The organism is Altibacter sp. HG106 (assembly GCF_028561755.1).
Taxonomy (GTDB): Bacteria; Bacteroidota; Bacteroidia; order Flavobacteriales; family Flavobacteriaceae; genus DFVG01.
The window spans coordinates 1-13,675 of record NZ_JAQQTD010000008.1; the positions used below are offsets into that span (position 1 = coordinate 1).

Here is a 13,675-nt window from a genome sequence, read left to right on the forward strand (position 1 = left end):
ACATATCCGATGGTCTCGTCAACATCTGTACATCCATCACCGTTCTCATCATTGAACGTTCCTACTTTCACAATCGCGATCAATGGCTCTTGACATAGCGTAGTAACGGTTGGATCGTCTCCTGTTACTTCTGACTCGTCTGAAAGATCATCTACTACTGTTCCATCAGGTGCAGTACCTACCGCTGTGGCTTGGTTCTCTACCTCACCGGCATCAATATCATCCTGTGTGACGGTATAGCTTCCGGTGTATTCCCAAGTCTCTGTAACATCTAGTTCCCCATCGCCATCGGTATCTCCGGTTGGTCCAGTGATCGTAGCGATCATTGGGTCGGTTACCGCAACGTTACTCAAGGAAACATTTCCTTCGTTCGTCACTGTGAATACATATCCGATGGTCTCGTCAACATCTGTACAACCATCACCGTTCTCATCATTGAACGTTCCCACTTTTACAATGGCGATCAATGGCTCTTGACATAGCGTAGTAACGGTTGGATCGTCTCCTGTTACTTCAGATTCGTCTGAAAGATCGTCTACTACCGTTCCATCAGGAGCAGTACCTACTGCTGTTGCTTGGTTTTCTACCTCGCCAGCGTCAATATCTGCCTGTGTGATTGTATAGCTTCCGGTGTATTCCCAGGTTTCAGTAACATCCAAGATTCCGTCACCATTATCATCTCCGGCTGGTCCGGTGATCGTAGCGATCATTGGGTCGGTCACCGCAACGTCACTCAAGGAAACATTTCCTTCGTTCGTCACTGTGAATACATATCCGATGGTCTCGTCAACATCTGTACATCCATCACCGTTCTCATCATTGAACGTTCCTACTTTCACAATCGCGATCAATGGCTCTTGACATAGTGTGGTAACTGTTGGATCGTCTTCCGTAACTACTTCGTCATCGGAAAGGTCATCTACTACCGTTCCGTCAGGATCGGTACCTTCGGCTGTAGCCTGGTTCTCTACTTGACCGTTGTCAATATCATCTTGTGTAATGGTATAGCTTCCGGTGTATTCCCAGGTTTCGGTAATATCTAACAATCCGTTTCCATTGTCGTCACCAGTAGGTCCGGTAATCGTTGCGATCATTGGATCGGTAACGGTTACGTTACTTAGTGGCACGTTTCCTTCATTGGTTACTGTAAATGTATAGGTAATGGTTTCATCAGCATCTGTACAATTATCGCCGTTTTCGTCATTAAAGACGCCGGTTTTGACTATTGCGATAGCAGGTGCCGGAGTTTGTTCCACCAAGATATATACAGTGGCTTGATCTGTGGCACTTCCTGCAGCATTATCGTCTTCGATGGCATATACAAACTGATCGTTTCCTGTAAATCCAGCATTTGGAGTATAGGTAAAGCTTCCATCAGTATTGATAGTTACCGTACCATTGGTTGGTCCGCTTACCGGAGTAATCGCAACATCTACAGATTGGTTGTCTCCTTCCGGATCGGAATCGTTATCAAGTACATTACCGGTAATCGGAGTATCAATTTCACCATAATAGGAATCGTCATTGGCTACGGTAATGTTTCCGCTGTTAGGAATCACATAGATCGTAACGGTCGCCGTATCACATAAAGCTGGAGTTGCGTTATCACAGATTGTATACTCAAACGTATCTTCACCTTCAAAGCCTGGGTTTGGAGTATAGGTGTAACTACCGTCGGGGTTCACCACTACCGTACCGTTGGTTGGATTCGTATTTGAAGTCACCACGATTGGATCACCATCCAGATCGTAATCGTTCACCAATACATTTCCTGATACAGGTACGTCCGTCTCTGTAACATTCGTATCGTTATTGGCAATTGGTGGATCATTCTCTAAGATTGGATCATCTACTACCTCTATGGTAACGATTGCCGTATCACAGGCGATCGGAGTACCGCCGTCACAGATTTGATACTCGAAAGTATCCTCCCCTACAAAGTCGGTATTCGGAATATAAGTATACGTTCCATCAGGATTGAAGGTCAAGGTACCGTTACTTGGACCATTAACTAAAGTAAATACTTCCGTTCCTAGTGGACCGTCGTTATTATCGTCATTGGTACCTACATCACCACTTACGGGTAAATTAACAAAGGTATCATTGATATCATCAACCGCTAGGATGTCGTTTCCTGGATCACCAACCGTTAGATATACCGTCGCTTGATCTCTCGCCTCAGGGGTTCCGTTATCGAAGATCTCGTATACAAACTGATCGGTTCCGAAGAATCCAGCATTCGGAGTATAGGTGAACGTACCGTCTGCATTGATGGTTAATGTACCATTAATTGGTCCACTTACCGGAGTGATCGCAGTATCAACTTGCTGGGTGTCTCCTTCAGGATCATTGTCGTTATCAAGCACGTTTCCTGTGATGTCATTGCCGATAAAGCCGTTGTAGGCATCATCGTTGGCAACAGTGATGTTTCCGTTGTTCGGGATCACCTGGATGGTTACCGTAGCCGTATCACACAGCGCAGGAGTACCATTGTCACAGATCGTATAGTCAAAGGTGTCTTCTCCTTCAAAACCTGGGTTCGGAGTATAGGTATAGCTTCCGTCAGGGTTCACCACTACCGTACCATTGGTTGGATCGGTATTGTCTGTTACCGTGATTGTATCTCCATCAGGATCAAAATCGTTTACCAGTACGTTTCCATTTACAGGAGTATCAACTTCCGTAGTGTTCGTATCGGCATTGGCTACTGGTGGTTCGTTATCAGGACCACCTACTGGCAATACTTCGATATAAACGATCGCCGTATCACAAGCTACAGGAGTACCACCATCACAGATCTGATACTCAAAGGTATCTTCTCCTTCATAGTCGGTATTCGGAGTATAGGTGTAGGTTCCATCAGGATTGAAGGTCAAGGTACCGTTAGTTGGACCATTTACGAGTGTGAACACTTCTGAACCTGCCGGTCCATCTGGGTTCTCGTCATTGGTCGCAACGCTTCCGCTTACCGGAAGGTTTACATAGGTATCATTGATATCATCAACCGCTAGGATGTCGTTTCCTGGGTCACCAACCGTTAGGTATACCGTCGCTTGATCTCTCGCCTCAGGGGTTCCATTATCGAAGATCTCGTATACAAACTGATCGGTTCCGAAGAATCCAGCATTCGGAGTATAGGTGAACGTACCATCAGCATTGATCGTTAAGGTACCATTGCTTGGTCCACTTACCGGAGTGATCGCAGTATCAACTTGCTGATCGTCTCCTTCAGGATCATTGTCGTTATCAAGCACGTTTCCTGTGATGTCCATTCCGATAAAGCCATTGTAAGCGTCATCGTTGGCCACTGTGATGTTTCCGTTGTTCGGGATCACCTGGATGGTAACCGTAGCCGTATCACACAGCGCAGGAGTTCCATTGTCACAGATCGTATAGTCAAAGGTGTCTTCTCCTTCAAAACCTGGGTTCGGAGTATAGGTATAGCTTCCGTCAGGGTTCACCACTACCGTACCATTGGTTGGATCGGTATTGTCTGTTACCGTGATTGTATCTCCATCAGGATCAAAATCGTTTACCAGTACGTTTCCATTTACAGGAGTATCAACTTCCGTAGTGTTCGTATCGGCATTGGCTACTGGTGGTTCGTTATCAGGACCACCTACTGGCAATACTTCGATATAAACGATCGCCGTATCACAAGCTACAGGAGTACCACCATCACAGATCTGATACTCAAAGGTATCTTCTCCTTCATAGTCGGTATTCGGAGTATAGGTGTAGGTTCCATCAGGATTGAAGGTCAAGGTACCGTTAGTTGGACCATTTACGAGTGTGAACACTTCTGAACCTGCCGGTCCATCTGGGTTCTCGTCATTGGTCGCAACGCTTCCGCTTACCGGAAGGTTTACATAGGTATCGTTGATATCATCAACCGCTAGGATGTCGTTTCCTGGGTCTTGAACGGTCAAGTACACAGTAGCTCTAGCTCTTGCGACTGGAGAACCATCATCAAAAATTTCATACACGAATTGATCCGTTCCTAGGAAACCAGCATTTGGTGTATAGGTGAACGTACCATCAGCATTAATCGTGAGCGTACCGTTAGTTGGTCCACTTACCGGAGTGATTGCCGTATCAACCTGCTGGGTATCTCCTTCAGGATCGCTATCATTGTCCAGTACATTACCAGTAATATCATTTCCAGGGAATCCGAAGTAAGAATCATCATTCGCTACGGTAATATTGGCTACATCATCCACAATAGTGATGGTTACCATGGCAGTATCACACAACGCAGGCGTTCCGTTATCACAAATTGTGTACATGAAGGTGTCCTTACCGATGTATCCCACCGGAGGTGTGTACGTATAGATACCCGTTGTCGGATCGATTGTTACGGTTACCCCTTCCGCAGTTGTTACTGTAGTTGTTGTCACAGTGATTGGGTCACCGTCTGGATCATAATCATTTACAAGCACATTGCCTGTTACCGGAGTGTCCACTTCCGTAGTGTTAGTATCGGCATTGGCTACCGGAGGATCATTATCAGGATCACCTACTGGGAAGATTTCGATAAAGACTGTTGCGGTATCGGTTGCTAGCGGATTACCGTCATCTTCGATGGCATATTCGAAAGAATCTTCACCCACATAATCTGTAGGTGGTGTATAGGTATAGTTTCCGTCTGGACTGATCGTAACTACTACTCCTTGAACGGAAGTTACCGTTGTTGTAGTTACCGTTTGTGTATCTCCTTCAGCATCTATATCATTGGTCAGAACATTTCCGCTTATCGGAATATTTACAAACGTATCATTAATATCATTTCGAGCATTGGTGGTATTCCCCTCCAATCCAATAGTTAGCACCACAGTAGCTCTGTCTCTAGCAACTGGATCTCCATTATCAAAAATTTCATACACGAAAGAATCCGGACCTACATAGTCGGTATTCGGTGTGTATGTGAACGAACCATCTGCATTGATGACAAGTGTACCATTTCCAGGACCACTCACCGGGGTAATTGCAGTATCTACCTGTTGGTCGTTTCCTTCAGGATCGAAATCATTGTCAAGTACGTTTCCGGTCACCGGGTTATTGATGTAGGCGAAATACGCATCATCATTAGCCACAGTAATATTTTGATTGTCATCGCGAATAGTAATGGTTACAACAGCCGTATCACAAAGTGAAGGTGTTCCATCATCACAAATAGTATATTCAAAGGTATCAACACCCACGTAGCCTGCCGGCGGTGTGTAGGTGTACACCCCTGTGGTAGGATCGATCGAAACCGTTACTCCTTGAGTGGTAGTTACCGTTGGAGTCGATACGGTAATAGGATCGAAATCAGGATCAAAGTCGTTTACAAGCACGTTACCCGTTACCGGAGTATCCACTTCGGTAGTATTGGTATCGGCATTGGCGATCGGGGGATCATTCCCCGGATCTCCTAGTTGCTCCACTTCAATATAAACCGTAGCGGTATCGGTAGCTTGTGGGTTACCATCATCAACAATGGTATATTGGAAAGAATCTTCTCCCACATAATCTGTTGGAGGCGTATAGGTATAGGCGCCTGTTGTGGCATCGATTGTTACCGTTACTCCCTGAACAGTTGTTACGGTTGTCGTAGTTACCGTTTGTGTATCTCCTTCGAAGTCAACATCATTGGTTAACACGTTACCGTTGACCGGAATGTTCACAAAGGTATTATTGATATCATCAATAGCATCTGTCGTGTTTGAAATTCCGCCTACCGTGATGTATACAGTAGCTCGATCTCTAGCCGGATCTACATTGTCATCAACTACTTCATATACAAAAGAATCAGTTCCTGCGTATCCTGCATTCGGAGTGTAGGTAAAGGAACCATCAGGATTTATCACCAACGTACCATTACTTGGCCCGCTTACTGGAGATACAGCAGTATCTACTGTTTGATTGTCTCCCTCTGGATCTGAATCATTATCCAGCACATTTCCAGTTACGGCAACATCAGGCAACGTATTGTAAGCATCGTCATTCGCCACCGTTATATTACGGTCATCTTCATAAATGGTGATCGTTACAACAGCCGTATCACATAAAGATGGTGTTCCATCATCACAAATGGTGTATTCAAAGGTATCAATACCTGTATATCCCGCGGGAGGCGTGTAGGTGTACACCCCTGTAGTAGGATCGATGCTCACGGTAACACCTTGAGCGGTGGTTACCGATGTTGTGGTTACTGTAATAGTATCCGCATCCGGATCGAAATCGTTTACTAAGACGTTTCCGGCTACCGGAGTATCCACTTCCGTAGTATTGGTGTCGGCATTCGCAACCGGCGGCTCATTTTGAGGTCCGCTTGGCGGAATAACTTCAATGTATACAGTCGCTGTATCGGTAGCTTGTGGATTTCCGTCGTCTACAATTGTGTATTCAAAAGAATCTGATCCTTGATAACTTGTTGGTGGTGTATAGGTATACGCACCTGTCGTTGGATCGATCGTTACAGTTACTCCTTGCGCAGTAGTTACTGTTGTTGTCGTTACTGTTTGCGTATCACCCTCAAAATCAATATCGTTGGTCAATACATTTCCGTCAACAGCAACGTTGGTAAAGGTATTATTAATATCATCTATCGCATCCGTACAGTTTGCAAGAATGGTTACGGTTACTGAATCGTTACACGCGTTACCATCAACCACGGTAATGGTATAGGTACCTTCCGTTAGATCCGTAAACGTTCCTGAAGCCTGTGGGGTTCCACCGTCTAACGCATAAAGATACGGTGGTGTTCCTCCTGTAGCTTCCACGGTTATACTACCAGGCACTCCACAAAGCACGTCGGTTTGAGATGTAATCGCTAAGGATAAGGCAGCATCTGGTTGTTGTACGGTAGCGCTATCTGTTAACGTACAACCATTCACATCTGTAATCGTCACAGAGTATGTTCCAGCAGGAATTCCGCTTAAATCTTCAGTCGTCGCTCCATTACTCCACAAGAAGGAATACGGAGAAGTACCTCCGGAGACGGTAAGATCTAAGGATCCGGTGCTATCTCCAAAACACGGTACGTTATTCACGGCAATACCTGAACTTAAGGCATTTGGCTCATTCACCGTAGCGGTAGCGGTAGCTGTACACAACGTAACATTATCGGTCACGGTTACCTGATACGTACCTGCCGTTAGACCTGTAATTGTCTGAGTGGTTTCCCCGGTTGGCGACCAAGAATAACTGAAGTCACCCGAACCACCAGTCACATTCGCCGTAGCGGTACCGTCTGCATCTCCAAAACAAGTTGCAGGCGTGGTATTGGCTTGTACAGAAAGATTTCGACACGTTCCAGGATTCACAACAGCATCATCAGAAGCCGTACATCCGTTCGCATCAGTTACGGTGACGGTATAAGTGCCTGCACTTAATCCTGTAATCGTTTGCGTGATCTCTCCAGTGGGAGTCCAAGAATAAGTGTAAGGCGGAGTTCCACCGCTTGGATTGGCCGTGGCGGTACCATCACCTGTGGAAGGTCCACTTTCGTCTGTAGCCGTAGCCGTTACATTAAGAGCATTGGCCGGCTCGGTAATCGTAATACTTTGTTCTACTGGAAGACATAAGGTTCCGTCAATGGTTACGCTTACCGTATACACCCCTGCTTCCAGACCCGTAATGGTGCTCGAAGTTACTCCAGCATCAATTTGAGGTGGTAGCGTGTTCCAGGTGAAGGTAAAGGTTGCACCAGGATTAGCTACAGAACTTGCGCTAACGGTAGCACTTCCTGTTTCGTCTCCGGTACATAGCACATCGGTCACATCATCAACACTGATTACGGCATCACAATCGTTGAAACAGTCGATCGCAACACTTTGTTCCAGCATACATCCGTTCGCATCTGTTACGGTCACGGTATGTGTTCCTACTGGTAATCCTGTAGCGGTTGCCGTGGTCTGACTTCCGGCGCTAGCACTCCATTGATACGTATAAGGCTCTGTACCTCCTGAGGGATTGGCGGTAGCTTGTCCATTCACACATAGTCCTGAAAGCGTTGCATTTTGTTTGGTAATAATAATACTTATGGGTTCTGGTTCTCCAACGGAAATGTTGTTCTGTACAACTTCACAATTGTTGGCATCCGTTACCGTCACGCTGTAGGTTCCGGCTGGAATGTCGGTTATATCTTCTGTGGTCGCTCCATTACTCCAATTGAAGGTGAATGGCGCTGTTCCGCCACTAATCGTTACATCAATAGATCCGGAAGCTTCCCCAGCACATAAGGCATCTTGAGGAACCACCGATGCAATCGCTAAATCACATTCAAAACAGTTGGCAGTAACCGTTACTCCGCCTGAAACGATCCAAGATTGTCCGTTTACGGTTTGACCGTTCTGACCATTTCTGCTGTCGACGGTAATCGTTACCTGATTGGCGGTACCCGGTACATTAACCAGTGATAATTCTGGAATTGCCAAACAGCAATCTCCGCCTGGAAGTGAGCCATCAGCTCCATAAAGGATAACTTGTTCGCTTACGCCTCCAGCTTCAGCGCGCACCAATACATAGCGTCCGTCATTTGTTAATTCCGAAAGTGGCACTTCAACCGTCATGTCTCTTGGCCCGTCATCGGTAGGAATGTCAAGAGAGAATACTTCAATAGTGTTGTTACCTTGTAGATCTACAAATTTTCCTGCGGAAGCAGAAGCATCCGTCGTATTTCGGAAAGCGTGTACTACGATAGATTGTAGATTACATTCCTTAATATTATTGGTATAGGTTACGAAGCTCGTACTTCCATTGATAAGTCCGCGGTAGTACCATTCGTTTGAAGATCCTGTTACCAGATTTCTGTCTAAGGTATATGGGTTCCCCATATCATCCTCGATCTGAATGGTTGGTCCTGGATTGTTATTATCGTAGATAATTTCAACCACATATTGGTAAACAGTTCCTGGATTTGGAATGTTTACGGTGGAAGACGTTTGGCAATTTGCATTGTACCCATATAGATCTACCTCCATACCGGTTTCACAGTCAAATAACCACTCATCGTCAAAACAGGTGATTTCTACTGTTTCTTTCTTAAAACAACCTGTGTTATTATCGGTAACGGTTACCGTGTAAGTTCCTTCGGAAAGTCCCGAAATAGTAGGCGTAGTTTGCCCACCCGGACTCCATAAGTAAGAGAAACTACCGGTTCCGCCACTAGCAGAAGCTGTTGCCGTCCCATCGGCACAACCCTGACTCGTAGTTGCATTTTCTTTTTGTGTCGTAACGCTAATCAAATCTGGTAAGTGAAGCGTCTCAGTCGCAGTTTCGGTAGGAAGCGCACATCCCGCACCATAGGTGCCGTCATAAGCCAGTTCAGCGCGGAAATCTCCAGTGAAATCCTGACTTCCTGTATAATTGAAGGTTCCGGATGCCTGATTTGAAGTTCCTACCAAGACATCATTCAGAAAGAATTCCCAAGAGTAATCATCACTATTGGACACACAGCCCACCTGATCAACCGTTACTCCGTATGCAATACTGTCATCACAATCGACGCGTGAAATTTCAGCGTCCAATTCAGGACAAGGCACACATATTTCAGGATTGTTGAACGGTATTTCCTGAATTTGACAATCTGAATCTTGATAGCGCACCCGTGCAAATCCAGAATCTTGAATACCACACGCATCTGGCGGTGGCGCTTGAATGGTATACGTTAACGTTATGGTCTCATCCTTTAGTTGCTCGACAAACCAAGAAAGAAGGTCGCCGCTAAAAGAGGCATTACCCTTGCTGGCATTTAATGAGCCGGGTACGTAGACAAATCCAGAAGCCAAGGTATTGGTTACTAATGCTTCCCCAGGAATCTGGGTCGCGGCATTGGCCAACTGTCCTAATATCGTATTGTAAATTCCAGAAAGGTCTGCACCTGTTTCCGTAGTAAATAATCCCGAATTTTGAATTTGGTCGATAGTGTTCGTAGCCACTGTTTGCTGCTGACCACTAATCGCACCAAACAATCCTACACTAAAAATACTTTGTGTATAGGTTACTCCGCCAACTGTCGTTGTTTGTGCATTGATACCTGCTTGGATTGCATTTTGTTGACAAATTGTTCCGCTACCTGTATTACTACAAGCATTTCCGCTATTGTCTCGGTTGGCAACCCCATCTGTAAGTAAAACGATACTTCTGTTGGTATTACAGTCAAAAGTACCGTTGTGTATTAATTCATTATCTGCACGCACCAAACCACTTTGAATATTGGTATTTCCTCCCGTGGTGATGGCATTGATCGCATTGATAACCGCCTGCTCGCCTGAGCTTCCCGTGAGTCCGATGTTTAAAGTAGAGCTTTCCGCATAACTCACGATCGCCACCCGGTTCAATCCGGTTGGGTTGTTATCGAAGAGATTTTGAACGAACTCGATCGCAGCATCCTTCGCATAGTCGATAGGCTCCGGAAACGGACCATCGTCCATACTTCCTGAACGGTCGATAATCAGAACCACTTCAGAAGGTACGGTAGGTGGATTACCAATTAGTTCCAAGGTAACATCAAACTGGTTACAAGTGGTTGGATCTTCAGTTACCGTTCGATTGATAACAACCTCTTGCGCGAAAAGTGTATTCGCTGAGAAAAGAAACGCCATGGCGATCAGCGCCTGGAAAAATCGTTCTTTTAATATGGTTTGGTTAAGTAAAAATCGTTTCATAAAATATGTTTTAGGTTAAAACCTATTTTTTATCTATATATCTTTTATCCTTCTGAAGGATCAGGAACAAATACTTTAAGCAATGCTGTGGCAGAAGAGTTTCGGCATCCTTGCGGAGTGGCCTTTACTTGAATGCAGCTCCAAACATTATACGGTGTACCTTGCGGCGCCGTAGCCTGCACTAAAAATCGGTGCGTCGCATTCGCTTTGAGCGTAACGGTATTTTCAGACATTGCTCGTTGCGCAGATTCCTTGAAAGCAACATCCAGGGTTACGTTTGGTCGACTACTTCTTCGCGTGTCATTGCCGCAGTATTCCGTAGCAAACTCTGTGGAAAGGGTGTAGGTTGCTGTACTGGAAGAAGTGTTCGTTAACACTACCCAAAAGTGAGCTCCGTCCTCATCGGCCGAGCGCGTGTCTCTATTCTTTTCAACTGTGAGTGTGCTCGAACAATTTTGCGCATAAACGCTAGAACTTCCTATCAGGAGGAAGAGAAAAATTACCGCAATAGTATATGGCTTCAACATACGTATAAGGGTTGTGTACATATCGTGCTTTTTTGTCGTAAATAATTGAAAATGCCCCAACTGCATTTTTTGTCTTTCACAAGGGAAATCTCCCGTTGTTTTACCCAAAGATACGTAGGAACAATTGTTAAAGATTTACAAAAACCCAACTATTAGTTGAACTGTGATAAATATTCGTTGAACTACACGATTTAACGGAAATAAACGCTATTTTTTGTAGGAATTTAGAATACGTATAAACACGTATAGCGTTAATTTTAAAGGCTTGACAATGGTTATGCTTGTGGGAATGATTTTTAATTTACGAGGTTCCCAATGGCGATAATACCGATCGTAAATGACCGCTGACCCGGCAGAAAATTCCTTCAAATATTCTCATAAATTGTAGGAAGTTTATTCCATTTTAAAAGTAAGGGAAATACTTACTATCAGTAAGGGCTTCAGCACCATACTTTTGATAAAATTTGTTTCAGAGCTTCGTCACGAGCCGTATCTTTGTCCAAAGATTTTAAACTACCATGTCGCTAAAAAAAGAGATTCAACGCAGAAAAACCTTCGGAATTATTTCGCACCCCGATGCCGGGAAAACAACCCTTACTGAAAAATTACTACTATTTGGGGGTGCTATTCAAGAAGCGGGCGCTGTGAAAAGCAATAAAATCAAGAAAGGGGCTACATCCGACTTTATGGAAATTGAGCGGCAACGTGGTATTTCCGTGGCAACTTCTGTCTTAGCGTTTGAATACAAAGACATCAAAATAAACATTTTAGACACTCCGGGGCACAAAGACTTCGCCGAAGATACGTTTAGAACCTTGACGGCTGTAGATAGCGTCATCGTGGTGATTGACGTTGCCAAAGGGGTCGAGGCACAAACCGAGAAACTTGTAGAGGTTTGCCGAATGCGGAAAATTCCGATTATCGTATTTATCAACAAATTAGACCGTGAAGGGAAAGATGCCTTCGATCTTTTGGATGAAATTGAACAAAAACTTAACCTTACCGTTACTCCCTTAAGTTTTCCAATTGGAATGGGATACGATTTTAAAGGCATTTACAATCTTTGGGAAAAGAATGTCAATCTTTTTAGTGGCACCAAGCGAAAGCAGATCGAAGAAACCATTAAAATTGAAGACCTTCAAAACCCAGAACTTGATGACCTCGTGGGAAGCAAGGCAGCGGAAACCTTACGGGAAGAGCTTGAGATCGTTACCGAGGTGTACCCCGACTTTAACCGAGAAGAATACCTTAAAGCCGAGCTACAACCTGTCTTTTTTGGCTCAGCCTTGAACAACTTTGGGGTTCGAGAATTGCTGGATTGCTTTATTGACATTGCTCCTGCACCCCGTCCTAAAGAAAGCGACACTCGCGTGGTACGACCCGACGAGCAGGACTTCACTGGCTTTGTCTTTAAGATCCACGCGAACATGGATCCCAGGCATCGGGACCGATTGGCCTTCGTCAAGATCGTTTCAGGTACCTTCGAGCGTAACACACCTTATTTACACGTACGTCACAATAAAAAGCTGAAATTCTCTTCTCCTAATGCCTTCTTTGCGGAAAAGAAAGAGATCGTGGATATTTCGTACGCAGGAGATATTGTGGGACTGCATGATACGGGAAATTTTAAAATCGGAGATACACTCACCGAAGGCGAAGAAATGATGTATAAAGGCATCCCTAGCTTTTCTCCAGAACACTTTAAGTACATCAACAATGCCGACCCAATGAAAAGCAAGCAGCTTGAAAAGGGCATCGATCAATTAATGGATGAAGGAGTGGCCCAATTATTTATTCTAGAGCTAAACGGGCGTAAGGTAATTGGTACTGTGGGAGCCTTGCAGTTTGAAGTAATTCAGTACCGACTCGAACACGAGTATGGCGCAAAGTGCTCGTATGAAGCACTCAATGTCCATAAAGCCTGTTGGGTAGATCCAAAAGACTCTAAGAGCGAAGAATTCGCTGATTTCAAACGAGTGAAAGCAAAATATTTAGCGAAGGACAAACGCGGACAGTTAGTTTTTCTGGCCGACAGCGCTTTTACGCTGCAAATGACACAGCAAAAATATCCGAACATTCACTTTCACTTTGTTAGTGAATTTGAGTCCGTATCATAAAAAAACCCGCCTAACTGGCGGGTTTCTTTTTTCTACGCTTCTCCCGTAGGTCCAAAATTAATGGGGATGGGAGGTTGCTGATAATCTTTAATCTCTCCATGTGCGCTTTCAAACCGTTGCACATTATCGTGTAGCGCCTTTAAAAAGCGTTTGGCATGCTGTGGCGTCAAGATGATTCTGGACTTCACTTGGCTTTTCGGCACTCCGGGCATGATGTTGACAAAATCAACAACGAACTCAGATTGTGAATGATTTATGATCGCCAGGTTGCTGTATTGGCCTTGCGCAATCGCCTCTCCTAGTTCAATATTAATCTGTCCTTGTTTCTGTTTCTTTTTAGAATCCTCTGCCATACTATCAAATTAAAAAAGTTGCGCTC

The 13,675-nt window shown here is 44.7% G+C and carries 4 protein-coding genes; 1 reads left to right on the plus strand and 3 read right to left on the minus strand.

The window, feature by feature from the left end; translation table 11 throughout:
• The coding region (locus tag PO830_RS13230) for an Ig-like domain-containing protein (RefSeq protein WP_272854057.1) at positions 1–10,652 on the minus strand (10,652 nt) is incomplete at its 3' end.
• 44 nt (positions 10,653–10,696) lie between these two features.
• Positions 10,697–11,200 (minus strand): Fn3-like domain-containing protein, encoded by a 504-nt coding sequence (locus PO830_RS13235; protein ID WP_272854058.1) that lies wholly within the window; start codon positions 11,198–11,200, stop codon positions 10,697–10,699.
• Between the two features lie 497 nt (positions 11,201–11,697).
• On the opposite strand from PO830_RS13235, the gene PO830_RS13240 reads away from it, so the two are divergent.
• Positions 11,698–13,296 (plus strand): peptide chain release factor 3, encoded by a 1,599-nt coding sequence (locus PO830_RS13240; protein ID WP_272854059.1) that lies wholly within the window; start codon positions 11,698–11,700, stop codon positions 13,294–13,296.
• Between the two features lie 32 nt (positions 13,297–13,328).
• Here PO830_RS13240 and PO830_RS13245 read toward each other — a convergent pair whose 3' ends face one another.
• Positions 13,329–13,649: a DUF3467 domain-containing protein gene (locus PO830_RS13245; protein WP_272854060.1), complete on the minus strand. Its 321-nt coding sequence runs from the start codon at positions 13,647–13,649 to the stop codon at positions 13,329–13,331.
• Positions 13,650–13,675 lie beyond the last annotated feature (26 nt).